Origin of the sequence: Providencia sp. wls1943 (assembly GCF_009706275.1) — a bacterium.
GTDB lineage: Bacteria > Pseudomonadota > Gammaproteobacteria > Enterobacterales > Enterobacteriaceae > Providencia > Providencia zhijiangensis.
The window spans coordinates 1-25,790 of sequence record NZ_WLTU01000020.1; the positions used below are offsets into that span (position 1 = coordinate 1).

Annotated in this window: 20 protein-coding genes; 6 read left to right on the top strand and 14 right to left on the bottom strand. The window is 45.3% G+C overall.

Annotated elements, in window-relative coordinates:
- The 6 genes from GKR48_RS10410 to fdhE all read right to left on the bottom strand — a co-directional run.
- Nucleotides 1-947 (bottom strand): nucleotide sugar dehydrogenase (locus GKR48_RS10410; RefSeq protein WP_154628038.1); only part of this gene is annotated, 947 nt, incomplete at its 3' end.
- A gap of 60 nt (nt 948-1,007) precedes the next feature.
- Nucleotides 1,008-2,009 carry an NAD-dependent epimerase gene (locus GKR48_RS10415; RefSeq protein WP_154628039.1) on the bottom strand — a complete coding sequence of 334 codons (1,002 nt, stop codon included), beginning with the start codon at nt 2,007-2,009 and terminating at the stop codon, nt 1,008-1,010.
- Between the two features lie 65 nt (nt 2,010-2,074).
- Nucleotides 2,075-3,733 (bottom strand): LTA synthase family protein, encoded by a 1,659-nt coding sequence (locus GKR48_RS10420; RefSeq protein ID WP_154628040.1) that lies wholly within the window; start codon nt 3,731-3,733, stop codon nt 2,075-2,077.
- Nucleotides 3,734-3,808: 75 nt separating this feature from the next.
- Complete coding sequence (gene selB, locus GKR48_RS10425; protein WP_154628041.1) at nt 3,809-5,677, bottom strand: selenocysteine-specific translation elongation factor; 1,869 nt, start codon at nt 5,675-5,677, stop codon at nt 3,809-3,811.
- A complete protein-coding gene (gene selA, locus GKR48_RS10430) occupies nt 5,674-7,065 on the bottom strand; it encodes an L-seryl-tRNA(Sec) selenium transferase (protein WP_154628042.1) in 1,392 nt (463 codons plus the stop codon). Before selA ends, selB begins: the two co-directional genes overlap by 4 nt.
- 37 nt (nt 7,066-7,102) lie before the next feature.
- Nucleotides 7,103-8,038: a formate dehydrogenase accessory protein FdhE gene (gene fdhE, locus GKR48_RS10435; protein WP_154628043.1), complete on the bottom strand. Its 936-nt coding sequence runs from the start codon at nt 8,036-8,038 to the stop codon at nt 7,103-7,105.
- A 313-nt stretch (nt 8,039-8,351) separates the two neighbouring features.
- Here fdhE and GKR48_RS10440 point away from each other — a divergent pair, with 313 nt between their 5' ends.
- The gene (locus GKR48_RS10440) at nt 8,352-9,005 is read left to right on the top strand and encodes a YoaK family protein (RefSeq protein ID WP_154628044.1); all 654 of its coding nucleotides are present in this window, start codon (nt 8,352-8,354) and stop codon (nt 9,003-9,005) included.
- A 71-nt stretch (nt 9,006-9,076) separates the two neighbouring features.
- Here GKR48_RS10440 and fdoI read toward each other — a convergent pair whose 3' ends face one another.
- The 3 genes from fdoI to fdnG are packed head-to-tail and all read right to left on the bottom strand — an operon-like array spanning nt 9,077 to nt 13,733.
- Nucleotides 9,077-9,733 carry a formate dehydrogenase cytochrome b556 subunit gene (gene fdoI, locus GKR48_RS10445; protein WP_036950687.1) on the bottom strand — a complete coding sequence of 219 codons (657 nt, stop codon included), beginning with the start codon at nt 9,731-9,733 and terminating at the stop codon, nt 9,077-9,079.
- Nucleotides 9,730-10,674 carry a formate dehydrogenase subunit beta gene (fdxH, locus tag GKR48_RS10450; protein WP_036950684.1) on the bottom strand — a complete coding sequence of 315 codons (945 nt, stop codon included), beginning with the start codon at nt 10,672-10,674 and terminating at the stop codon, nt 9,730-9,732. Before fdxH ends, fdoI begins: the two co-directional genes overlap by 4 nt.
- An 11-nt stretch (nt 10,675-10,685) precedes the next feature.
- Entirely contained in the window at nt 10,686-13,733 is a 3,048-nt protein-coding gene (fdnG, locus tag GKR48_RS10455; RefSeq protein WP_154628045.1) for a formate dehydrogenase-N subunit alpha, read from the bottom strand.
- Nucleotides 13,734-13,908: 175 nt separating this feature from the next.
- On the opposite strand from fdnG, the gene fdhD reads away from it, so the two are divergent.
- Nucleotides 13,909-14,739, top strand: coding sequence for a formate dehydrogenase accessory sulfurtransferase FdhD (fdhD, locus tag GKR48_RS10460; protein ID WP_154628046.1), 831 nt, complete (start codon nt 13,909-13,911; stop codon nt 14,737-14,739).
- Between the two features lie 102 nt (nt 14,740-14,841).
- Here the strand turns inward: fdhD and mnmE are convergent, their stop codons facing one another.
- From mnmE to rpmH, 5 genes are all read right to left on the bottom strand, one after another.
- A complete protein-coding gene (gene mnmE, locus GKR48_RS10465; protein WP_036950677.1) occupies nt 14,842-16,206 on the bottom strand; it encodes a tRNA uridine-5-carboxymethylaminomethyl(34) synthesis GTPase MnmE in 1,365 nt (454 codons plus the stop codon).
- A gap of 111 nt (nt 16,207-16,317) precedes the next feature.
- The gene (gene yidC, locus GKR48_RS10470) at nt 16,318-17,979 is read right to left on the bottom strand and encodes a membrane protein insertase YidC (protein ID WP_036950675.1); all 1,662 of its coding nucleotides are present in this window, start codon (nt 17,977-17,979) and stop codon (nt 16,318-16,320) included.
- Between the two features lie 2 nt (nt 17,980-17,981).
- Complete coding sequence (gene yidD / locus GKR48_RS10475; RefSeq protein WP_154628047.1) at nt 17,982-18,242, bottom strand: membrane protein insertion efficiency factor YidD; 261 nt, start codon at nt 18,240-18,242, stop codon at nt 17,982-17,984.
- Nucleotides 18,206-18,565, bottom strand: a complete 360-nt coding sequence (rnpA, locus tag GKR48_RS10480; RefSeq protein ID WP_006660612.1) for a ribonuclease P protein component — start codon at nt 18,563-18,565, stop codon at nt 18,206-18,208. The genes yidD and rnpA overlap by 37 nt, the downstream gene beginning before the upstream one ends.
- An 18-nt stretch (nt 18,566-18,583) precedes the next feature.
- Nucleotides 18,584-18,727, bottom strand: a complete 144-nt coding sequence (gene rpmH, locus GKR48_RS10485; protein WP_004906236.1) for a 50S ribosomal protein L34 — start codon at nt 18,725-18,727, stop codon at nt 18,584-18,586.
- A gap of 802 nt (nt 18,728-19,529) precedes the next feature.
- Here rpmH and dnaA point away from each other — a divergent pair.
- From dnaA to gyrB, 4 genes are read left to right on the top strand one after another with little or no spacing between them, the layout of a single operon-like run.
- Nucleotides 19,530-20,921: a chromosomal replication initiator protein DnaA gene (dnaA, locus tag GKR48_RS10490; protein WP_036950671.1), complete on the top strand. Its 1,392-nt coding sequence runs from the start codon at nt 19,530-19,532 to the stop codon at nt 20,919-20,921.
- Nucleotides 20,922-20,926: 5 nt separating this feature from the next.
- Nucleotides 20,927-22,027, top strand: coding sequence for a DNA polymerase III subunit beta (dnaN, locus tag GKR48_RS10495; protein WP_154628048.1), 1,101 nt, complete (start codon nt 20,927-20,929; stop codon nt 22,025-22,027).
- A 9-nt stretch (nt 22,028-22,036) separates the two neighbouring features.
- Nucleotides 22,037-23,131, top strand: coding sequence for a DNA replication/repair protein RecF (gene recF / locus GKR48_RS10500; RefSeq protein WP_154628049.1), 1,095 nt, complete (start codon nt 22,037-22,039; stop codon nt 23,129-23,131).
- A gap of 18 nt (nt 23,132-23,149) precedes the next feature.
- Nucleotides 23,150-25,564: a DNA topoisomerase (ATP-hydrolyzing) subunit B gene (gene gyrB / locus GKR48_RS10505; RefSeq protein WP_154628050.1), complete on the top strand. Its 2,415-nt coding sequence runs from the start codon at nt 23,150-23,152 to the stop codon at nt 25,562-25,564.
- The last annotated feature ends 226 nt before the right edge of the window (nt 25,565-25,790 follow it).

Here is a 25,790-nt window from a genome sequence, read left to right on the forward strand (position 1 = left end):
GAGGCGCGGAAGTTATCGGAGCCCGCTTTCATCACTAAGCGATACACACCGACTTTACGTGGTGCTTTAGCGATAATCGCATCCGAGATAAAGTCTTTACGGGTGCGGTTTGATTCGACAATCGCGTTAATCAGGTTATTCGGCACATCATCGTAGTTCGCCAGTAACTGCTTGGTGTCTTTCGGTAAGCAGTAGCCACCATAACCGAATGATGGGTTATTGTAGTGGCTGCCGATACGCGGGTCTAAAGAAACCCCTTCAATGATTTGACGCGCATTTAAGCCACGGCTTTCTGCGTAAGTATCTAATTCGTTGAAGTATGCGACACGCATCGCTAAGAAGGTGTTTGCGAACAGTTTAACCGCTTCGGCTTCAGTCCCGTCAGTGAACAGCACCGGTACATCTTTCTTAATCGCACCTTCTAACAGTAAGTCAGCGAAAATCTGTGCACGTTCAGAACGTTCTCCCACCACGATACGGGACGGGTACAGGTTATCCCACAGCGCGCGTCCTTCACGTAAGAATTCTGGGGAGAAAATCACGTTGGTGTAACCAAACTCTTCACGCAGACGCTCCGTAAAGCCCACTGGAATGGTAGATTTGACGATAATGGTCGCTTCCGGGTTCAGTTTGTTCACATCATGAATAACGGATTCCACTGAATTGGTGTTGAAGTAGTTAGTTTTTGGGTCGTAGTCTGTCGGGGTCGCCACAATCACGTATTGTGCGCCCATATAGGCTTCGACTTTATCTTCGGTCGCACGGAAATTGAGTTGCTTTTCCGTTAGAAACTGTTCGATTTCAGTGTCGATAATCGGGGATTGCTTATTGTTAAGCATCGCCACTTTTTCAGGGATGATATCGACCGCCACCACTTCGTGGTGTTGGGACAGTAACATGGCGTTAGATAGACCGACGTAGCCGGTACCTGCGATTGCTATTTTCAAACTTGCCTCTCAAATCCTTCTGCGGATATTACAGGTGGTTTATGGTATCGATGGTCAGTATTAACGGTGATAATACGATTTATACCAGTCAACAAATGCCTGAACACCCTGTTCAATAGAAACTTGTGGGCGATAGCCGGTGACGTCAAACAGGTCTTCGGTGTCTGCCCATGTCGTGTAAACATCTCCCGCTTGCATCGGTAAGAAGTTCTTAATGGCTTCTTTTCCTAACGCATTTTCCAATGCAGAAATAAAATCAATCAGCTTCACTGGCTGACCATTACCAATATTATAGATGCGGTAAGGTGCGCTACTTTGCGCTGGCGAATCAGAACGATTTTGCGGGTCTGCTTGCGGGATTATATCTGAAACGCGAATAACACCTTCGACAATATCATCAATGAAAGTGAAATCACGGCTAAGATCGCCGTTATTATAAACATCGATAGGTTCACCCGCTAAGATAGCTTTGGTGAATTTAAACAGCGCCATATCCGGGCGTCCCCACGGACCATACACGGTGAAAAAGCGTAAGCCAGTCGTCGGCAGCTGATAAAGATGCGAATAAGAGTGCGCCATTAACTCATTAGCTTTTTTGGTTGCGGCGTACAATGAGATAGGGTGATCGGTGGACATGTCCGTGGTGAATGGCATTTTATCGGTTACGCCATACACCGAGCTCGAAGAGGCATACACCAAGTGTTTTACTTTCGCTTGGCGGCAGCCTTCTAAAATCGCCAAATGCCCATTCAAGTTACTGTCCGCATAGGCAAATGGGTTTTGTAATGAGTAACGCACCCCTGCCTGCGCGGCAAGGTGGATAACGCGGTCGAAATTCTCTTGAGTACACAACACCAGTACTTTTTCGCGGTCAGTGATATCAAGATGAATAAACCGGAACTGCGGATATTGTTCAAGAATATGCAGTCGAGACTGTTTCAATCCCTGATCATAATAGGCGTTCATATTATCAATACCGATAACTTCATGCCCACTTTCTAACAGTCTTTGACACAATCTAAAACCAATAAACCCGGCACTTCCCGTGACCAAATATTTCATATTCGTTATCTTCTTACGTTATTAAATGATGGTTTATCAACATTCTAGCACTAATTAGAGATAAACTACTTGGTCTCATCTTTATTGGCGACACCGAGCACATGATAAACATAGTGGCGATAACCATCGAGCAACTGCTTATCTTCACAGTCATTCAGTTTACCGTCGCATAAATGGCGCATCTTAATGTTTGCTTCATAGAATGGCGATACTTTTAAGTTCGCGCGTTCCAATAACATTCCACCAAGGAATGAAATATCCGTTAACTCACCCGTTTTAATTGCGGTACCCGCTTTGAGATTATCTCTTAGGGTAAACTGCGTCGCATAAGCAGGAGACGATAATGTGGACTTATACTTGTCCAAACTGATCCCCGGTTGATGGTCACCAAAATAGAGGAACATCAGTGGGCGCTGGCGCTTTTCCATAAACGAAACAAAGTCACGAATCGCATCGTCGGAGTGGACGATTTTTTCCATATAATGACTAAATTCGCCTGCAGAATCTTTATTATCTAGCTTATCTTTAATTCCGTAATCATCACTGTGCCCTTCTTTATAAGGCCCGTGTTCATACATGGTTAATGCAAAAATAAAGACGGGCTTGTCCGTTTCTGTTGCCAAAATTTCTTTCACGTACTTCAGCATATCTTCCGTGCTGATCGTCCATAAATTATCTTGCAACTTACCGGGATAGCCTAACTCTTGAGGCTGAATGATACGGTCAACGCCCAACGTTTCATAAGCGTGACCTGAATGATAAGCCCCTTTATTAAACGGTGTCAGGACGACCGTGTAATAGCCATTGGCTTTCATCTCTTTAAATAAGCTGTTATTTAAATGATCGACCACAAAATAGAACACGCCACTTTTTTGTGCTCCGAAATCATCGCTATTTAATCCCGTTAATGCAGAAAACTCGGATAACCATGTTCCGCCACCGAAGGTTTGTACGCGCATCGGACTATGTGCAATCATATTGGCATCTTGCTGGAACATAAATAACTCTGGCAGTTTCGTTCCCGCAGGTAAATCATAAACTTTTGGATCAACCGTGGATTCTTGTAATAACAACAGAATGTCAGGCTTTTCGGTTTGTTCATTCTTCACCAAAGCAACATTGGCGGCTTTTTGCTCAAAATAGCTCGCATCACCCACAAAATGCGGTGATTTGTATTTCGCATTCTGTGCAGTCATCACCAAGTTAGTGACTGTACCGCGCCCTTTCGGCAAGGTTTGTGACCATTTATCAAAGTAATGCGCACTTGCCCAATCCGCCCCGAAGTAACCCACGATAACCATCAGCACGCTAACCACGCGTGATACCTTACGTTTACATGGTGTAAATAAACGCCAGCTGATCACACCGTTGATGATAAGCAGAATAAATAACGCAAGTACCGCCACACCCGCCAACCAATAGTGACCTAATGTCCCTAAGTTGGAGGTATCCGTCATCAAATTAATATCAGTGAAGAAAAGTTGCTCTTTATAATAGTGAACTTTCAACTGGTTAAAGATTTTGATGATAATAAACAGGGTACTCGTAATAATTGCAGAGAAAACCCAACGAGCAGTGACTGTAAATAAAACGCCAAATATGACAGCGTAAACACAAATGGAAATCAGACCAGGATAAATAACGCCACTTTTTTCAAAGACTAAAAATAGCGAGCCAATAAAAATCAGCGCCAGATAAATACTCGCAATTAGTTTTTTATTCATTTGACTTCCACAATTCACAAAAAGGTATCGAGGTTAATAAAACTGTCAGCATTATAATGGCGGAAACCCTACAACTTATTCAACAAAAATGCCTTTGTCTCGTAAATAATGCCCATCTTCTTTACGACGAGTAAAGCCGCTTTTATCAAAAAACTCGAGAATTTGAATCGCCAGTTTGCGACCAATACCCAATTCATTACGAAAATCAGCGGCAAAAATCACCTCGTGCTCAGCACAGTGGCACGAAATAATTTGGGCAAATTGACGGATCTGTTCGCTGCTATAATACCTATCGCGCACAATCGCCACGATCAGCCCCATTTGTGCGGCTTTTTTCAATATACGGCGAATAGTATCTTCATCGTGACCCGTTTCTACGGCAATATCGCGTACCCAGCGAGCTTCCGGATGTGTAAATAGCCCTTCCACTTGTTGCCAAATACCTTGCTGCTTGGCATCAAACACTAACCCATGCTGCGGCATATGCAGCCAGCCACGAGTCTGCTTAATCGCCCCCTCGGCAATCAAATCATTAATCAATTTGAATACCAAGGTTTCATCCATCGTGGGTAGCGCCATTCGTTTCAATCGCGCTTTACCTACACCTATCTGGTCACTATGAACTTCATTGAAGTTTTCGAGGGACTGAATCAATTTATCCTTGGCAACCTGCGCCTTAAACGCCGAAAGTACTACATCGCCGACACGGACGATATCAACTTGTTCCAGCAAGGAATCTAATGCCAACTGAGTTAACTGACGCGACCAACCGTAACTGTTTAAGTCTAGCTCACCACTAGGTAACTGTAAGTTAAGCTGCGCCAGCTCATCATCCGTAGCACATAAACGAGATAACCAATCGAGGAACTCAGGCTGTCTCTTACCACGACGCGGAGAGACTAAGCGAATAACACGCGCACCAGCTAGGGTTTGTCGCGCACTAATATCGCGAATAATTAATCGGTCATTATCCACCAGCCACAGTGGCGTATCTAAAATCAGCTCGGCCAACATCGGCGTTTCGCCTGATTCCGTCAGCAAAGAGACTCGCCCTGTAATGTGACTTGCACCGTGGTAAAGATGCACGGGTTGCCAATGTTTGAGTGGCGCATCGCAGGTCAGTTCCACTATCACCCGAGAAGCGATAAAAGCAGGTTGTTCTGCCAGCAGCCAATCACCGCGGGTTATCGATTCTTTATCTATGTTCCCCGTTAAATTCAGCGCGACGCGATCTCCTGCTTGAGCAAACTCAGCCACTTGGTTTTGGCGATGAATACCACGAATTCGGACTGGAGTATCCGCCCCCGTCACCCATAAGGACTCACCCACATTCACTTTACCCGCAAGCGCCGTTCCTGTGACCACAATCCCCGCCCCTTTCACATGGAAAATACGGTCGATGGCTAAACGGAAACGCTGTTGCAGGTCAGTAGAAGAATTGTGTTGTTGGTGCAGTTGCTGCAAGTATTGACGCAGCGCATCAATACCCAGCCCTGTACTTGCTGAAGTAATAAATAGTGGCGCATTCGACCAGCCTTGGCGACGCAGTTCCGCATGAACCTGCTGAGTAACGTCTGCCACTCTCTGTTCATCAACACGGTCGGCTTTGGTTAAAATCACCGAGACATCTTGGCAACCCGCAAGTCGTAAAATCGACAAATGCTCAAGGGTTTGCGCCATTATTCCATCGTCGCACGCCACCACCAGTAAAGCATGATTAACTCCACCGATCCCCGCCAACATATTTGCGAGGAATTTCTCATGCCCAGGAACATCAATAAAACCGATTGAGCTACCATCAGATTGCGGCCAATACGCATAGCCGAGGTCGATAGTCATTCCGCGTTTCTTCTCTTCTGGAAGATGCGCGGTGTTCACGCCTGTCAGCGCTTGAATTAACGATGTTTTACCATGGTCAACATGACCGGCTGTCGCAAAAATCATGACAATAACGCCTGCACTAACTCGTGTTCATTCTCAAGGCAACGTAGGTCTAGCCACAATTTGCCCTCTTTTAAGCGCCCGATAACTGGCTGAGGTAATTGCCGCCAGCGGCTGGCAAGACGCTCTAAATTACCGCCTTTTCCATCAAGAGGCGCGAATGTAATCGCATAGCTGGGTAATCGGTCAACAGGAAGAGAGCCGCTACCAATTTGCGATAAGCAAGGCTCAGCCTCGACAAAGAAGCGATCCCCATAATAGGCTTGCAGCTTCACGAGGATATTTTCGGCACTCTGCCTAATTTCTTCTTGAGAACGAGTTAACCAGCGTAATGTTGGCAGTTCAGTGGTGAGTTTTTCTGGGGTTAGATAGAGTTTTAGCGTCGCTTCTAACGCAGCCAGCACCATTTTATCTACGCGAAGGGCGCGTTTTAAAGGGTGTTTTTGAATGGCATCAATCCATTTTTTCTTACCGAGAATGATCCCCGATTGAGGCCCCCCCAGTAATTTGTCTCCTGAAATAGAGACTAAATCAATGCCTTGAGATAAATATGCTTGTGGCATCGGCTCCGCAGGCAATCCATACGCGGTCATATCAATCATCGACCCACTGCCTAAATCAATCGCCGTCGGTAATTGGTATTTTTGCCCTAAAACAGCCAGCTCTTCCCCTTCAACTTCCGCGGTAAAGCCTTCAATGCTGTAGTTACTGGTATGCACCTTCATTAACAACCCAGTTTGGTCATTAATGGCATTTTCATAATCCCGTAAATGAGTTCGGTTCGTGGTACCCACTTCAACCAATTTACAGCCAGCCTGAGCCATCACATCGGGGACGCGAAATGCGCCCCCAATTTCCACCAGCTCACCGCGAGAGACTATCACCTCCCGCTGCGGGGCAACGGTAGCTAATAACAGTAAAACCGCTGCTGCATTGTTATTCACAATACAGGCATCTTCTGCTCCTGTGAGTTGGCACAGTAAATCAGCAATGGCGCGGTCGCGATGTCCTCGCGTTGCGCCATCAAGAGAATATTCTAACGTGACTGGTGAACTCATCACTTGCGAAACAGCATGAATGGCAGAGTTGGACATCACTGCACGCCCTAGGTTGGTGTGCAACACAGTCCCCGTCAAATTAAAGACGTTTTTTAACGCACTGTGTTGCAACTCATCATGGCGAACAGAAAGTTCTGCTAACCAATCACCGTGCCAATCCGGTAAACATCCGTCTTGTGCAATAGACGCTCGCGCTTGTTCCTGCATTTCACGTAGGCATTCTGTTACCCAATGCAGACCCGATTTTTCCACCAATATCTGTGCTTCATCGCATTGCAAAAGCTTGTCGATGGCAGGTAACTGGCGGTATAGCGCGACATTCGATTCATCCATAGTCACTCTTCTCTTTTCTTACTGTGTCGCTAACAGATTATTTTTCGCCCGGGAATAAGAATGGGTTAATGCTGCTACGAGCAAAACCTTCTTCTTCCATACGCGCATCTAAAATGATCGAAGCTAAATCATCCGCTACCGCTTCCACTTTGGCTTCTTTCTCTTGATATAACACTTTCAGATAGCTACCGCAGTCACCACAGCTTTCCGCTTTCACTGCTGCATTTTCATCATCCAGTGACCAGTAGTTAAGATCACGAGTTTGTTCGCAGTTACTGCATTTCACACGAACCATGTGCCACTCTGTTTCACACAGTGTGCAGTGTAAATAGCGTAAACCTTGGCTAGTCCCAATTTGTACAATGCTGGAGACAGGCATACTGTTGCACACAGGGCAGTAATGACGGTGATCGCCGTGCTCTGCGCGAGCTTTACCCGGAATATTGGCCGCCATTTGTGCCCAATAGACAGACAATGCCGCCCAAATGAACATAGATTTATCCGCAGGGACTTTTTCAAACTGTTCGTTTAATAGCGCAGTTGCCATCTCTTCGAGTTCAGCTTCTGAGGCTTTTTCTAAGTTTTCGAGTGCAGTATGCACAGAATCTGGCACGATCGGCATCAATTCGGCGATGATTGAACGTAATAATTTGTGCCAGTGATCCGTACGTGGAAATGTTTTTGCGTCTAATGGTGCGGTATTCGTTGCCATTGAACGTGCTAAAACCGCTTCCATATCCATCTCTAATGGATTGTCATGCTGCGCATTATTTTGCGCCGTTGCCACTTCCGCAGCGAAGTTCAGATAATCTGCAAAAGGATGTTCACCAACGCCTAGCTCTTTTAATCTTTCTGCACGACGTTGGTAAAGGCTTTTTAAATTCGGGAATAAAACAGGCGGAATAAAACCGATGCCTTTCTCTTTTAATCTTTCTTGACCTAATTCTTCTTTCGGGACGATACGAATACCCATTGCTCTCTCTCTTTTATATTTTTTATAACAACTTACCCCGAGAAATTGCCTATTCGCATTTCCCCGCAAGCCTCTAAGAAAATATTCGATTAACCAGCAAGTCTTGCCGTTGTACCCGTCAGGATAAAACAAAAGTCACTGATAGGCTACTCTAGCCCTCCGAATATTCACCGTTGTTAACCCTAGTTTGTCTGTGGAAATAACAAATTGGTATTAAGGTATTTTTATTTGATATAAATACTGTTATTTCCATGATGTTAATCCAATTGGCACCTATAATGGTGTGCTCTCTATCCGCATAAAGGGCAATAATATGTCGTCATTATTTCACTTCGAAGCGAAGTCTCACACACCCTTCTTTTTATTGCTTGCCTTTATTGGCGGATTTGTCGATGCCTGCTCATTTGTCATCTTTGAGGTGTTTACTGGCCATCTGACAGGAAATAGCATTTTAAGTATGATTTACCTCGCCAAAATGAATATTGGCATGTTGCTACTCTCTGCAATTTCCATATTAGGATTTTTTGCAGGAACATTTTTAGGTTCTTGGATTCGGCTCAAGCATAGCGCAATTGTGTTATATCGCTTTGTTCTAGGTCTGGTATTTTTAATATTTAGTAGTGTTTTCACTATTTATTTTTTCATCCAGCCTTTGTATTCGCCTGATTTAGCCATTTTACTGATCAGCTTATCAATGGGCATTCAAAATGGTTATTTTAATAAGGCGGGCACGGTTGGGATCCATTCCACCTATGTCACCGGCATGACCACATCCTGCATTAATGCCTTTTTAAAAAATGTGCCTGAAGATAGCAGCAAAAAAGTTTTACTCTTGGCGGTACTCTCTTTTATTGCGGGGGGATTAGCTGGCGGGATTTTATCGGTGAATTACAAGTATGTTGGGTTTTCTGCCGTATTAGTTCTTTTGGGATGTGCGCTAATTTACAGTTTCACAATCCGTGATTAGCACTATCTATTTTAGTGATAAAAAAAGCCCACAACCAATGTTGTGGGCTTGATTCATCGAGATAAAAACCCTTAGTTTTTCTCTTGCTGCTCTTGTTGCTGTTTCTCTTTAGCAACTAGCTCGCGGTACCAGCGTGGGTGGTGCTTTCTCGCCCAACCACGTGTTACCCAACCTTCAACCATCGCACGCACAGAGCCTTTGACCCAAATTGCCGCATATGCATGCACAACAATCATCAGGATCAAGCCAATGGCTGACAGCGAGTGAATAAGAATCGCTGCACGGTACACTGGAATTGGGAAATAATCTGCAAAGAATGGACGCCACATAATCACACCAGTGACAACCAATGCCAGTAAGCAGATAGTGACCACCCAATACACCCCTTTCTGACCGAGGTTGTATTGGCCTACGTCGCCAGCTTCTTCGTTTTTCAGTACTTTACCGATATTTTTCCCCCATTTAATATCTTCTTTATTAATGAAGTTATGGTGGAAATAACGGAAGAACATAAACACGAACAGCAAGAACATTGCCGTACCCACGAATGGATGCAAAATTCGAGACAATTGTGGCGTGCCTAAAATGTTCATAAACCAGTTCAGCGATGGGAAGAAAAAGCCTAGTCCGCTGATAGCCGTGAACAAGAAGCAAATCACAACCGCCCAGTGATTGATCCTTTCAATCGGTTTATGGCGAATAATTTTGTCGTTATCATCTGGCATCATTTCTGATCCTCCCCTTCTTTTGATTTCGAAGTGTCAGACGACATTGCGTTGTGCAAATCTTCTAGAGCCTCTTCTTCATCTTTCTTGGAGACGCGGTTTGGACCAATTCCCACATAGTGGAAAATTGCCGCCGCAAATGTTGCCGCAAAACCAACCGCAGCAATCGGCTTCCAGATACCTTTCCAGAAGGTAACTGTTGGGCTGATGGTCGGGTTTTCTGGTAATCCGTGATACAACTGCGGCTTATCTGCATGGTGCAATACGTACATAACGTGCGTACCGCCCACACCTTGTGGGTCGTATAAACCTGCGTTTGCATAACCACGAGTTTTCAGCTCTTCAACACGTTCGCCAGCCATGCCAATCATGTCTTCTTTGCTACCAAAATGGATAGCGCCAGTTGGACATGTTTTCACACAAGCAGGCTCTTGACCGACTTCAACACGGTCGACACACAGCGTACATTTGTATGCGCGGTTATCTTCTTTGTTGATGCGTGGCACGTTGAACGGGCAACCCGCGATACAGTAACCACAGCCGATACAGTGTTCAGATTGGAAATCCACGATACCGTTTTTGTACTGGACGATTGCGCCTTCTGACGGACATGCCTTCAGGCAACCCGGATCAGCACAGTGCATACAGCCATCTTTACGGATCAGCCATTCAAATTTATCGTTCTCTTCCACTTCAGAGAAGCGCATGACTGTCCATGACTTAGCGGTCAAATCCGTTGGGTTGTCATACACCCCAACGTTTGTTCCGATTTTGTCACGGATATCGTTCCATTCGGAACACGCAACCTGACACGCTTTACAGCCGATACAGGTTGTGACGTCAATCAGCTTTGCAACTTCTTCCTTATAGTCCCGCACCTGAGGTGCGGGCGTCAGGGAATTGGTGGCCGAGCGACGAATAATGTCCTGTGATTGCATTGACATAATTTATCTCCTTACACCTTTTCCACGTTGACAAGGAATGATTTAAATTCCGGCGTCTGAGTATTCGCATCACCCACATATGGCGTTAATGTGTTGGTGATAAAGCCCTTCACTGCAACACCTTCAAAGCCCCAGTGAATTGGAATACCGATGGTATCGATGTCTTTTCCATCCACTTGCAGGGTTTTAATGCGTTTAGTGACCACGGCTTTCGCTTTGATGTAACCCCGTTTAGAACTGACTTTAACCGTATCGCCTTGCTCGATGCCTTTTTCTTTCGCTAAACGTTCACCAATTTCAATGAACTGTTGAGGTTGGATAATGGCATTTAACAGTGCATGCTTCGTCCAATAGTGGAAGTGCTCAGTTAAGCGGTAAGTGGTACCCACGTATGGGAACTCAGTCGCTTTACCCATTTGCACCCAGTCGTCTTTAAACACACGAGCAGCAGGGTTTGACACCACATTTGGATGCAGCGGGTTAGTATCCAGCGGCGTTTCGATTGGTTCGTAATGCTCTGGGAATGGACCTTCTGCCATCTTATCCAGTGCAAATAAACGCCCCATACCTTCAGGCTGCATGATAAATGGACCGACACCGCTTCCCGGCGCTGCTGTGCTGTAGTCTGGAATATCCATACCTACCCACTTGCTACCATTCCACTCAAGGATTTGGCGCTTCGGATCCCATGGTTTACCCATTGGATCAGCAGATGCACGGTTATAAATCACACGACGGTTCAGTGGCCATGCCCATGCCCAACCTAATGTGTTACCCAGACCGGTTGGATCGGAGTTATCACGGTTAGCCATTTGGTTACCTTTCGGCGTCCAGCTACCAGAGAAGATCCAGCAGCCGCTCGCTGTTGTACCGTCATCACGTAATTGAGCAAACGAGCTAAGCAGTTCGCCTTTTTTCACAATCACGTTACCGTCCGCATCTTTCAGGTCTTCTAATGCGTAACCGTTACTTTCTTGAGCCACTTCTTCCGGCGTTGGATTATCGCGGTCGAGGTAATCCCAAGTCATGCTCAGAACCTGTTCAGGTGCTGCGCCGCCTTCGGTTTCATACATTTGACGCAGGCGATGGTAGATACCCGACAGGATTTCACCATCACTGATAGCTTCACCTGGGGCGTCCGCACCTTTCCAGTGCCACTGTAACCAACGTGCTGAGTTAACAATTGAACCGTTTTCTTCAGCGAAGCAGCAAGATGGCAGACGGAACACGGTCGTTTGAATTTCTTCCGGTTTCACATCGTTCATTTCGCCGTGGTTTTGCCAGAAGTTTGCAGTTTCTGTATTCAGCGGATCGATAGTCACTAAGAATTTCAGCTTAGAAAGTGATTTCGAGACTTTGTTTTTGTTCGGGAATGAGGCTAATGGGTTAAAGCCTTGGCAGATATAGCCATTCACTTCACCTTTATCCATCATGTCGAAATAACGTAAAACATCGTAGCCCTGATCCCACTTAGGTAACAGGTCGAAGCCCCAGTCATTCTCTTTCTGCGCTTTATCACCATAGAAAGTTTTCATTAAGCTGACGAAGAATTTAGGGTAGTTACCCCAATAGTTCACCTGACCAGCAACGGTCGCTTTTGGTGTATTCGCCGCTAAATAGCTTTCTAAAGTTGTTTGTTTTTCTGATGGTAATGTCAGGTAACCCGGTAAGCTCTGAGATAACAGACCTAAGTCAGTCAGACCTTGGATATTAGAGTGTCCACGCAGTGCGTTAACACCACCACCTAACATACCCATGTTACCAAGCAGTAACTGGATCATCGCCATGGTACGAATGTTCTGCGCACCAACGGTGTGTTGAGTCCAACCCAGCGCGTATAAGAAGGACGCTGTTTTGTCTTTCGCGCTCGTTTCTGCAATGTATTCGCAGACTTGTAAGAAGTCTTTGATTGGCGTACCACAGATGTTGTTAACCACTTCTGGGGTATAACGGCTAACGTGTTCTTTCAGTAAGTTCAGAACACAACGCGGGTTTTTCAGAGTTGGATCGCGCAGCGCTAAGCCGTTCTCATCCATCTCGTAGTTCCACGTGGTTTTGTCGTATTGACGTTTTTCTGCATCGTAACCGGTGAACAGACCGTCATCAAAACCGAAGTCTTCACGGATAACTAAGCTAGCGTTGGTGTACGCCTCAACGTATTCACGTTGAATTTTTTCGTTATCCAGCAAGTATTTAATAACACCTGACAGGAAGGCAATATCAGTACCTGAACGAATAGGCGTATAAAAATCCGCCACAGCCGCAGTACGGGTAAAGCGAGGATCGATTACGATTAATTTGGCTTTGTTATGGATTTTTGCTTCCATCGCCCAGCGGAAACCAACTGGATGCGCTTCTGCCGCATTACCACCCATAACAACGACTAGGTTTGCGTTTTTAATATCAACCCAGTGGTTGGTCATCGCACCGCGACCAAATGTTGGAGCAAGACTTGCTACCGTTGGTCCGTGTCAGACACGCGCTTGGTTATCCACGGCAAGCATGCCGAGGGCGCGACTAAATTTTTGGGTGACAAAACCTGTTTCGTTACTTGCCGCTGATGCACACAGCATACCGGTGGTTAACCAACGGTTGACCGTCACACCATCTTTATTCTGTTTAACGAAGTTTGCATCACGGTCTTCTTTCATTAACTTGGCGATGCGGTCAAACGCGTCGTTCCAAGTGATGCGTTTCCATTCATTAGTGCCTGGTTCGCGAACTTCTGGATACTTGAGTCGACTCTCACTGTGGATAAAGTCGATTAATCCTGCACCTTTAGGACAAAGTGCACCACGGTTTACCGGATGATCCGGGTCCCCTTCGATATGAAAAATGCTTTCTTTCGCATTCTTCGCGCCATCACCTAGGCTGTACATTAACAGCCCACAGCCGACAGAACAGTAGGTACAGGTATTTCGAGTCTCTTTAGCACGCAGTAATTTATACTGGCGTGTAGAGGCTAATGCAGTTGCTGGAGCAAAACCCAGCGCTGCTGCCGTTGTACCTGCCATACCGCCAGCGCAGATCTTAAAGAACTGCCTTCTGCTGACTTGCATGGGGGATCTCCTCATATACATTGCTCATGTTTACCTAACTTCGTTATAAAATTTGAGGTAAACTGTTCTTATTCAACGTCTTCCTTACGTATTCAGGTTCATTGCCTGATAAATGGTGTAAATTCTTTTTACCCATATCGAATATTATGTATCATTAGTGATAGGAATTCATCTAATGTATGAAACAAATACTACAAATAACCCCAAATTATCTAAAATGATCGGCGTTCAATCCACAATCGTGCAACAAAAAAATAACCTCGGTTCGCTGGTTAATGATTTCGTTGCAGAGGAAATCCCTATCGCTCTCGTTTATAACGGGATATCTCATGTGGTAATGATGGCGACACCCAAAGATCTGGATGATTTTGCTGTCGGTTTTTCATTATCAGAAGGGATCATACAATCCCGTGATGAAATTCGCGGAATTGATATTGTGCAAGGTTGTCACCGAGGCATTGAAGTTCATATCGAGTTATCAAGCCGCCGTTTTATGGCGCTCAAAGAGCGTCGGCGTAATCTTACAGGGCGAACTGGTTGTGGTATTTGTGGCACAGAACAACTCGACGAGATTTTCAAACCTATCACTCCGCTGCCATTCACTCAAACATTCTCATTATCTTATCTCGATAACGCCCTACAAGAATTGAAGACAGTTCAAGAAATTGGCGCATTAACCGGTTGCACTCATGCCGCTGCGTGGGTCTCTCCTGAAGGTCGTTTAGTGGGCGGATGCGAAGATGTGGGTCGCCATGTGGCGCTAGATAAATTGCTCGGAATGAAGAGCCGTTCAGACTGGCAGCAAGGGGCTATTTTGGTGTCTAGCCGCGCAAGTTATGAGATGGTACAAAAAGCCGCAAGCTGCGGTGCGGAAATTTTATTTGCCGTCTCTGCTGCAACGTCCCTCGCGATTGAAGTCGCCGAAAAAGCCAATTTAACGCTGGTCGGTTTCTGCCGCCAAGGTAAAGCGACGGTGTTTACCCATCCAAGTCGGGTAATTGACTAGCCTATATCCACTCACTGCTTAAATGAATTTACTGGTAATTTCTGTGGGCTAAAACCATTTTCCCGATGTCAAGAAAATGGTTTTTCTATCTATTTATCTTAATCACTTACCAATACAGAAACTCGAGAAAATACGCCCTAACAAATCATCAGAGGTAAATTCACCCGTAATTTCGCTCAGTTCTTGCTGAGCTAAACGTAGCTCTTCAGCCAATAGCTCACCAGAGCGAGCATTCACTAACTGGTCATAACCTTGAGCAAGATGGGTTGCCGCATTATTTAATGCTTGTAAGTGACGACGACGAGCAAGGAAGCCTCCTTCCGTATTGCTATTGAAGCCCATGGTCTCTTTCAGGTGATCGCGCAGCAAATCGATACCTTTTTCTTCACGAGCAGATAAACGAATTAGCGGATAACGAGCATCGGCAACAAACTCTACAGATTCCCCTGTTTTATCCGCTTTATTACGAATAACCGTGACCGGCAATGTTTCTGGCAAGCGAGCCATAAATTCAGGCCAAATCTCTTGTGGCTCCGTAGCATCCGTCGTAGTGCTGTCTACCATAAATAGAACACGGTCGGCTTGCTCGATCTCTTTCCATGCGCGTTCGATACCGATGCGCTCTACCTCATCACTGGCTTCACGTAAACCGGCGGTATCAATAATGTGCAGCGGCATACCATCGATATGAATATGTTCGCGCAACACATCACGGGTGGTACCTGCTATATCCGTCACAATCGCCGCTTCGCGCCCCGCTAATGCATTCAATAAGCTAGATTTACCTGCGTTTGGACGACCGGCAATCACCACTTTCATGCCTTCGCGCAACAAACTCCCTTGGCGAGCCTGTGAGCGTACATCTTCTAAGTCCGCCACTACTTCGTTTAATTTGGCTTCAATTTTACCGTCAGATAGAAAATCAATTTCTTCATCTGGGAAATCAATCGCTGCTTCCACGTAGATACGCAAGTGAGTGAGTGCTTCCACCAATTGATGAATATGGGAGGAAAAGGCACCTTGCAAAGAGTTCATCGCGGAACGCGCCGCTTGTTCTGAACTCGCATCAATCAGGTCGGCAATTGCTTCAGCTTGCGCCAAATCGAGTTTGTCATTTAAAAATGCACGCTCAGAAAATTCCCCCGGATTGGCAATACGGATATTGGCAATGGTCAGAATTCTTCTGAGTAATAAATCGAGGATAACAGGACCGCCATGCCCTTGTAGTTCAAGAACATCTTCCCCGGTAAAAGAGTTAGGTCCCGGGAAATAAATCGCAATCCCTTGGTCAAGGACAGAGCCATCTGCATCACGAAATGGCAGATAATCGGCATAGCGCGGCTTCGGTAACTTTCCGAGTACTGTTTCAGCAACAAGAGCTGCTTGCGGGCCGGATACACGTAAAATTCCAACCCCACCACGACCGGGAGCGGTTGCCTGTGCGACGATAGTATCGTTGATTTGCATGATGTTTCTCTGTCTATGACTAAAAAAATTGAGGCGACCCTAAATGGATCGCCTCAATGTTACTATAGAATCTGGCTTTGTGAAGCCCTCTAAACTCGATTGGAATTTAGATTATTTCTTCGCTTTCTTATCACGGCTATGTAAGCCACGTTTTTCCAGACCGCGGTAAATAACTTGCTGCTGGATAATGGTGACTAAGTTGCTCACGATATAGTACAGAACCAGACCTGATGGGAACCACAGGAAGAACACGGTAAACACGACTGGCATGTAAGTCATGATCTTCTGCTGCATTGGGTCAGTCACGGTAGTTGGTGACATCTTCTGGATAACAAACATCGTCACACCCATCAGCACTGGTAGGATGTAGTACGGGTCTTGTGCAGACAAGTCTTGGATCCAACCAAAGAACGGTGCGTGACGCAGTTCAACAGAACCCATCAACATGTAGTACAACGCAAGGAAGATTGGCATTTGAATCAGCAGCGGTAAACAACCACCCAGTGGGTTTACTTTTTCTGATTTGTACAGCGCCATCATTTCTTGGCTCATACGTTGTTTATCGTCACCAATACGCTCACGCATTGCAGCCAGTTTAGGTTGCAGTAAACGCATTTTCGCCATTGAGGTGTACTGCGCTTTAGTCAGCGGGTACATAATACCACGGACGATAAAGGTGATAACGATGATGGCAATACCCCAGTTACCGACGAAACCGTGAATGAATTTCAACAGTTTGAACAGTGGCTGAGAGATAAACCATAACCAACCATAATCTACGGTTAAGTCTAAATGAGGAGCAACTTCCGCCATTTCTGACTGAATTTCAGGACCAATCCACAGTGTAGAAGAGTAGGTCGCAGCACCATTTGATGCGATGGTCAGAGGTTCACTCTTATAACCAACGATAGCTGATTTCTTATCGAGATCAATGGTGTAGAAAGTGCTTTGCTCAGAAGAAGCTGGGATCCACGCAGTTGCAAAGTATTGTTGCAGCATGGCGACCCAACCACCTTTGGTTGTCAGGCTTAAGTTTTTATCTTCGATGTCACTGAAACTATATTTTTTATAGTTATTTTCATCAGAAGAGTAAGCCGCACCACGGTAGGTATGCAGAGCAAAGTTGCTGCTGCCAGTATCACGTTGTTCAGGTAAAGCGATGGTTTGCTTTAATTGACCGAAGAACGCAAGCGTTAAAGGCTGCGCAGTTGGGTTTTGAATGTTGTATTCAACATCAACAGTGTATTTGCCACGCTTCAGAATGTACGTCTTCTGATAAACCACACCGTTATTATCGGTGAAGGACATCGGAATACGTAATTCGTCTTGACCATCTTTTAACTCAAAGCTTGCTGCATCTGAAGTATAAAGAGGGCGTTGACCATTGTTATTCGCTGGGTTGTCTGGACCATGAGGACCGATCAGACCACTTTGTGCCTGATAAACAAAACCTGGTGTGGTTTCCAATAAACGGAATGGGTTTGGTGAATTCAGGGTTGCTGGATAGGCTAACAGATCAGCCTCATCGATATCACCACCACGAGTATTGATACGAATATCAAGTACATCGGTTTTAACGGCAATAAGCTTACCTTGTTCACTACCTGTGACCGCTTGACCATCATTGCTTGCACTGCTCGGCATGTCCGTCTTTTGCTGCGAAACTTGAACAGCCTTGGTTTCCTGAGCAACTTTATCGCTCTCCCAAGCCTGCCAAACTAAGAACGACACGAACAACAAAGCGATGAGTAGAAGATTGCGTTGGGAATCCATCGTTATAATTCTCTATTATCATCAGTTTTTCTAGGTGGGACAGGATCATCTCCACCAGCGTGTAAAGGGTGGCATTTTAATACGCGTTTGGCAGTTAACCAACTACCTTTTAGCATACCAAACCTGCGCAATGCCTCAATTCCGTAATTAGAGCATGTGGGATTGAAACGACAACGAGGTCCTAACAACGGACTAATAGCCAGTTGGTAACCTCTGATCAGCATGATCAGGACTTTTGAGCCAAGCGACGGTGACGGCGCCATAACTTATCCAATGATTCCGTAATCTGTTGATTGTCGAGATCGGCTACCCCTCTGCGAACCAGAACCACAAAGTCCATTGAAGGCAACTCATGTTGATGCAAACGAAAATATTCACGGGCTAATCGCTTGATACGATTACGCTCATGAGCACGTTTAACATTTTTTTTGGCGATGGTAAGACCGATGCGGGGATGCCCCAGCTCGTTAAGGCGACCAAGGATTGTTATCTCTGGGGAACTCGCCCTCTGCGGCTGCTTGAAGACATTGTCGAAATGCCTGGGAGTTAACAAACGTAACTCCCGGGTAAAAGCGAGCGTAACCACTATAGAGGGCTAGCTTTATTACTTAGATGAAACGGTCAGACGAGCGCGGCCTTTAGCACGACGGCGAGCCAGAACCTGACGACCATTTTTAGTGGCCATACGAGCACGGAAACCGTGTGAACGGTTGCGCTTCAGTACGGACGGTTGAAAAGTGCGTTTCATAACGATTTCTACCTAACTTTAAAATTTATTACTGATTCAGTAAACGCGTTGGCAACCAGTGGAAACTGATTTACACCTGTGCCTCTATCGCAACAATATAGAAAGAGGCAGGATTGTAATAAAACATAGGGGGTCACGTCAATAAAATGACGTAATCAAACCACTTTTTATTTAAACCTGGCTGACCGGTTTGCCGATATGTGCTGTGACAAGCTACGTATGGAACTCATTCATGCTGCCTTTTAGGCAAGTCTAACCGTTTAACTTTCAATCAACTCAAGCGTTTATTGACGTTATCCATAAAACCATGCTGCCTAAATTCATCATAAAAAGTGACATTCGCAGTGTACACAGGGAGGAAGATTATACGGACTCCTCCCTAAAGCGCAAGGATCTTAGCGGGATCCGAAAATATTTTTTGATCTTGGGAGATTATTTCTATATATAGGCTAAAGTTATCCCCAGACATGTGGAAAATTTGTCGTTGCCCGCGATCACCCAGCAAAATTCTCCCCTACCAGAGCCGCCTTATCACATTTGCCTGTGGATAAAAAGCATAAAAACTGTGTAAAAGAATGGAGATCTTGAGTGAATTTTGCGGTATGATCGCAGGTCTATTTCTGATCGGAGGATCAGGAATAGGCTGTGGATAGATATGGTGAGTAAAAGTTAGTCAAACACCTTCTCTGGCCCCCTATTCTCTTAGTGACCACGAAAAGTGACTAATGGAATAGTTGCCAGTAAAAAATTCTTAACGAAATCCGTAATTCTTGTTTCATTGACCTTGTTAGGGGAGTCCAACGTGTCACTTTCGCTTTGGCAGCAATGTCTTGCCCGATTGCAGGATGAACTACCTGCCACAGAATTCAGTATGTGGATACGCCCTCTTCAAGCTGAATTAAACGATAATACACTGGCACTGTATGCCCCGAATCGTTTCGTCCTTGATTGGGTGAGAGATAAGTACATCAATAATATCAATGAATTATTGAATGACTTTTGCGGTTCTGATGCCCCTGCTCTACACTTTGAAGTAGGCAACAAACCGATGACCATCGCGCCGGTGAGCCCTCAAGTACGCACTAATAATGAAATGCCTGCGTTCGCCGCACCATCTGCACCAGTAAAACCAAGTTGGGATAACTCAGCTAAAGTTCAACCAGACGTGTCATACCGTTCGAATGTGAACCCAAAACACACGTTTGATAACTTCGTTGAAGGTAAATCAAACCAACTGGCTCGCGCGGCCGCGAGGCAAGTTGCTGAAAACCCTGGTGGCGCTTATAACCCACTGTTCCTTTATGGTGGAACGGGTTTAGGTAAAACGCACTTATTGCACGCCGTGGGTAATAGCATCATGCAGCACAAGGCCAACGCCCGCGTGGTCTATATGCATTCTGAACGATTTGTACAAGATATGGTCAAAGCATTGCAGAATAACGCCATTGAAGAATTCAAACGTTATTACCGTTCTGTTGATGCCTTACTGATTGATGATATTCAATTTTTTGCCAACAAAGAGCGTTCACAAGAAGAATTTTTCCATACATTCAACGCCCTGCTTGAAGGCAATCAACAAATTATTTTAACCTCCGACCGTTATCCAAAAGAGATCAACGGCGTGGAAGATAGATTAAAGTCCCGTTTCGGCTGGGGTTTGACCGTTGCGATTGAACCACCCGAGTTAGAAACCCGTGTGGCTATTTTGATGAAAAAAGCCGATGAGAATGAAATCCAACTGCCCGGTGAAGTGGCATTTTTCATCGCAAAACGCTTACGTTCTAATGTGCGTGAGTTAGAAGGTGCATTAAACCGTGTTATTGCTAACGCGAATTTTACCGGTCGCGCTATCACTATCGACTTTGTTCGAGAAGCGTTACGTGACCTATTAGCACTGCAAGAAAAGCTGGTAACTATTGATAATATTCAGAAAACTGTTGCTGAGTACTATAAAATCAAAGTCGCTGATTTACTTTCTAAACGTCGTTCTCGTTCTGTCGCTCGTCCGCGTCAGATGGCAATGGCACTGGCGAAAGAGCTGACAAACCATAGTTTACCTGAAATCGGGGATGCTTTTGGCGGTCGTGACCACACCACGGTGTTGCACGCTTGTCGTAAAATTGAACAATTACGAGAAGAAAGCCATGACATCAAAGAAGATTTTTCAAATCTAATCAGAACATTATCATCTTAATTGCTATGAAATTTATTATAGAACGCGAGCAGTTATTAAAACCGTTACAACAGGTTAGTGGCCCTTTAGGTGGACGTCCAACGTTGCCTATTTTAGGAAACCTTTTACTTCACGTAAAAGAAGGTGCCCTGCAACTGACGGGAACCGACCTAGAAATGGAGATGATGGCCAATGTTCCGCTCACTCGTGAGCATGAAATTGGTGCCACCACGGTGCCTGCGCGCAAGTTTTTTGATATTTGGCGTGGTTTACCGGAAGGTTCTGAAATCCAAGTCGAGCTTAATGATGACCGACTGCTTGTCCGCTCTGGGCGCAGCCGTTTCTCATTATCTACTTTACCTGCTGCTGACTTCCCGAACTTAGATGACTGGCAAAGCGAAGTCGAATTCTCTCTGCCTCAATCCATACTGAAACGTTTAATTGAAGCGACCCAGTTTTCAATGGCACACCAAGACGTTCGTTATTACCTGAACGGCATGCTGTTTGAAACTGAAGGGCAAATGCTGAGAACTGTCTCCACAGATGGTCACCGCCTTGCAGTTTGCTCAATGGATATTGGTCAAGAATTGCCATCTCATTCTGTGATCGTACCTCGCAAAGGTGTCATGGAATTGATGCGCCTACTCGATGGCGGCGATGCATTATTGCAGCTACAAATTGGTAGCAACAATATTCGCGCCCATGTTGGCGACTTTATCTTTACCTCTAAACTCGTTGACGGTCGTTTCCCTGACTACCGCCGCGTTCTGCCAAAAAATCCAGATAAAACCTTAGAAGCTCGCTGTGATTTGCTCAAACAAGCTTTCTCACGCGCAGCAATTTTATCTAACGAAAAATTCCGTGGCGTACGCTTATTCTTCAGTGAAAACCAATTACGCATCACGGCGAATAACCCTGAGCAAGAAGAAGCGGAAGAAATTGTTGATGTTAATTACCAAGGTGGTGAGATGGAAATTGGCTTTAACGTCAGTTACATCCTCGACGTCTTGAATGCGCTGAAAAGCGAAAGTGTCACACTGTTTTTAACGGATGCCGTTTCTAGCGTACAAATTGAAGACTCAGCAAGCCGCTCTGCGGTATATGTTGTTATGCCAATGCGTTTGTAATCAGTCAGTATGATCCTTTCGCGTTTATTGATCCGCGATTTTCGTAATATAGAAGACGCCGATCTCTCCCTTGCAACTGGGTTCAATTTTTTAATTGGGCCTAATGGGAGTGGCAAAACCAGTATACTGGAAGCAATTTATACACTTGGACATGGACGAGCCTTTCGCAGCATTCAGGCGAACAGAGTTATCCGTCATGACCAAGAACAATTTATTTTACATGGTAAACTGGGACACTCAGACACCGAACGTAAAACATTGTCGCTGGGTTTGAGTAAAAACCGCGAAGGCGACAGTAAAGTCCGAATTGATGGTACCGACGGGCATAAAATTGCAGAACTCGCAAAGTTATTGCCAATGCAGCTCATTACCCCTGAAGGGTTTACCTTGCTGAACGGCGGTCCAAAATATCGACGTGCGTTTATCGATTGGGGATGCTTTCATAATGAAGCCCTCTTTTTCTCGACGTGGTCGGACTTAAAACGTTTGTTAAAGCAGCGAAATGCGGCTTTACGACAAGTGACTCGTTATGAGCAAATTCGCCATTGGGATCAGCAACTCGCCCCAATTTCCGAACAAATTAGCCAATGGCGCGGCGAGTATATTGCAGGTATCGCAGAAAATATTGAGCAAACCTGCAAACAATTTTTACCCGAATTTTCACTTTCAGTCTCTTTCCAACGAGGTTGGGACAAAGAAATTGATTATTCAGAACAGTTAGAGCGGCAGTTTGAGCGCGATAGAGCGTTAACCTACACCGCATCGGGGCCACATAAAGCTGACCTGCGAATTCGAGCCAACGGCATTCCCGTTGAAGATATGCTCTCTCGCGGCCAACTGAAATTATTAATGTGTGCACTCAGGTTAGCGCAGGGTGAATATTTCACCCAACAGAGCGGGCAACAATGCCTGTATCTACTGGATGATTTTGCTTCAGAACTTGATTCTGGTCGCCGGCAATTATTAGCGGCTCGACTCAAAGCTACGCAAGCACAAGTGTTTGTAAGTGCTATTACACCGGCGCAAGTCAATGATATGATTGATGCCAACAGTAAGATGTTTAGTGTAGAGCAAGGCAAAATAGAAGTTCAACCTCAGGAATAGAAAGAGCAGGAAACGTTGATGTCGAATACATATGACTCCTCAAGTATCAAGGTATTAAAAGGACTGGATGCGGTGCGTAAGCGCCCGGGCATGTATATCGGTGATACCGACGATGGAACAGGTCTTCATCACATGGTCTTCGAGGTTGTGGATAACGCTATCGATGAAGCCTTAGCGGGTTTCTGTGACGATATCGTCATCACTATCCATGCCGATAACTCCGTCTCTGTCCAAGATGATGGACGTGGTATCCCTACTGGCATCCACGAAGAAGAAGGTGTCTCCGCTGCAGAAGTTATCATGACCGTTCTGCACGCTGGTGGTAAATTTGACGACAACTCCTATAAAGTTTCCGGTGGTTTGCACGGTGTAGGTGTTTCGGTTGTTAACGCCTTATCTGAAAAACTTGAATTAGTGATCCGCCGTGACGGTAAAGTTCACGAACAAATATACAAACACGGCGAGCCACAAGGTCCTCTGACTGTCGTCGGTGAAACTGACCAGACAGGGACTCGCGTACGTTTCTGGCCAAGCATGGATACCTTCAAAGGTGTCACTGAATTCGAATACGACATTCTGGCAAAACGCTTACGTGAACTTTCATTCTTAAACTCGGGGGTTTCCATCCGTTTAATTGATAAACGCGATGGCAAAGAAGACCATTTCCACTACGAAGGTGGGATCAAGGCCTTCGTTGAGTATCTGAGCCGCAACAAAACCCCAATTCACCCATCCGTATTCTATTTCTCCACAGAGAAAGACGGTATTGGTGTGGAAGTTTCCATGCAGTGGAACGACGGTTTCCAAGAGAATGTTTACTGCTTTACTAACAACATTCCTCAGCGCGATGGCGGTACCCACTTAGCGGGCTTCCGTGCTGCGATGACCCGTACACTGAACAACTACATGGAAAAAGAAGGCTACCAGAAGAAAAGTAAAGTCAACGCAACAGGTGACGATGCGCGTGAAGGCTTAATTGCCGTTATTTCTGTGAAAGTGCCAGATCCAAAATTCTCTTCTCAGACCAAAGAAAAACTCGTTTCTTCAGAAGTGAAAACCGCTGTAGAAACCATGATGAACGAGAAGCTGGTTGAGTATTTATTAGAAAATCCAAACGACGCTAAAATCGTTGTTGGCAAAATCATTGATGCTGCGCGTGCCCGTGAAGCTGCACGTAAAGCGCGTGAAATGACCCGCCGTAAAGGGGCATTAGATTTAGCAGGCTTGCCGGGTAAACTGGCTGACTGCCAAGAACGTGACCCTGCATTATCTGAATTATACTTAGTGGAAGGGGACTCTGCGGGCGGCTCTGCAAAACAAGGTCGTAACCGTAAGAACCAAGCAATTTTGCCACTGAAAGGTAAAATCCTGAACGTGGAAAAAGCGCGTTTCGATAAAATGCTCTCTTCCCAAGAAGTTGCAACACTGATCACTGCATTAGGCTGTGGTATTGGTCGTGATGAATATAACCCAGACAAGCTGCGTTATCACAGCATCATCATCATGACGGATGCCGACGTCGATGGTTCGCACATTCGTACGTTACTGTTGACCTTCTTCTACCGTCAAATGCCAGAAATTGTTGAACGTGGTCATATCTTTATTGCTCAGCCGCCACTGTATAAAGTGAAACGCGGTAAGCAAGAGCAATACATTAAGGACGACGAAGCGATGGATGACTATTTGATCTCTATCGCGCTGGATGGTGCTGAGTTGCACTTAAGTGCAGAAGCCCCAGCCATGAAAGGTGAACAACTGGAAAAACTGGTTGTTGAATACAATGCAGCGCACCGTATTATCCGCCGTCTTGAGCGCCTGTACCCACAAGCGCTGCTGAACAGCTTAGTGTATCAATCCACACTGACTGAAGAAGCACTGAAAGATAGTGCGCAAGTTGAAGAGTGGGCGAAAACCTTAGTGGCGCGTTTAGAAGAGAACGAGCAAGCGGGTAGCTCTTACAGCTATATCATTCATGAAAACCGCGAGCGTCAGCTATTCGAACCAACCATCCGTATCCGTACCCATGGTGTTGATAGCGACTACAACCTCGATTTCGACTTCGTTCATGGTAGCGAATACCGCCGTATCACCGAATTAGGTGACATCATCGGTGGGTTAATCGAAGAAGGCGCTTATATTCAACGCGGTGAACGTCGCCAGAATATCGACAACTTCGAGCAAGCATTAGATTGGTTAAGCCGTGAATCTCGTCGTGGTTTATCCGTGCAGCGTTATAAAGGCCTTGGTGAAATGAACCCAGAACAACTTTGGGAAACCACCATGAACCCTGAAACTCGCCGCATGATGCGTGTGACGGTCAAAGATGCCATTGCAACTGACCAGCTGTTCACTACCCTGATGGGGGATGCGGTTGAACCTCGCCGTGCCTTTATTGAAGAGAACGCCTTAAAAGCCGCGAACATCGATATTTAATCGATTTTCCAGCGAAGTCATTGAATAACCTTATACTTCGGTATAGGGTTATTTTTTTATTTAATTTTAATCTTAAGTATCTATTTATTATTAATTAAAATTAAAACTTAATTAAATTAAATTAAATAACTAAATGAATTTAATTAATAGAATGAAGAATAAAAATAAAGTTTGTCTCATTTTATTTTCTATTTATAGAAAATAAAAATTACCTCATTAAGATGAA

Coding starts and splice junctions, on each gene's coding strand:
- GKR48_RS10415 (WP_154628039.1), bottom strand. CDS start 2,009: ATGAAATATTTGGTCACGGGAAGTGCCGGGTTTATTGGTTTTAGATTG.
- GKR48_RS10420 (WP_154628040.1), bottom strand. CDS start 3,733: ATGAATAAAAAACTAATTGCGAGTATTTATCTGGCGCTGATTTTTATT.
- selB (WP_154628041.1), bottom strand. CDS start 5,677: ATGATTTTTGCGACAGCCGGTCATGTTGACCATGGTAAAACATCGTTA.
- selA (WP_154628042.1), bottom strand. CDS start 7,065: ATGGATGAATCGAATGTCGCGCTATACCGCCAGTTACCTGCCATCGAC.
- fdhE (WP_154628043.1), bottom strand. CDS start 8,038: ATGGGTATTCGTATCGTCCCGAAAGAAGAATTAGGTCAAGAAAGATTA.
- GKR48_RS10440 (WP_154628044.1), top strand. CDS start 8,352: ATGTCGTCATTATTTCACTTCGAAGCGAAGTCTCACACACCCTTCTTT.
- fdoI (WP_036950687.1), bottom strand. CDS start 9,733: ATGATGCCAGATGATAACGACAAAATTATTCGCCATAAACCGATTGAA.
- fdxH (WP_036950684.1), bottom strand. CDS start 10,674: ATGTCAATGCAATCACAGGACATTATTCGTCGCTCGGCCACCAATTCC.
- fdhD (WP_154628046.1), top strand. CDS start 13,909: ATGTATGAAACAAATACTACAAATAACCCCAAATTATCTAAAATGATC.
- mnmE (WP_036950677.1), bottom strand. CDS start 16,206: ATGCAAATCAACGATACTATCGTCGCACAGGCAACCGCTCCCGGTCGT.
- yidC (WP_036950675.1), bottom strand. CDS start 17,979: ATGGATTCCCAACGCAATCTTCTACTCATCGCTTTGTTGTTCGTGTCG.
- yidD (WP_154628047.1), bottom strand. CDS start 18,242: ATGGCGCCGTCACCGTCGCTTGGCTCAAAAGTCCTGATCATGCTGATC.
- rpmH (WP_004906236.1), bottom strand. CDS start 18,727: ATGAAACGCACTTTTCAACCGTCCGTACTGAAGCGCAACCGTTCACAC.
- dnaN (WP_154628048.1), top strand. CDS start 20,927: ATGAAATTTATTATAGAACGCGAGCAGTTATTAAAACCGTTACAACAG.
- recF (WP_154628049.1), top strand. CDS start 22,037: ATGATCCTTTCGCGTTTATTGATCCGCGATTTTCGTAATATAGAAGAC.
- gyrB (WP_154628050.1), top strand. CDS start 23,150: ATGTCGAATACATATGACTCCTCAAGTATCAAGGTATTAAAAGGACTG.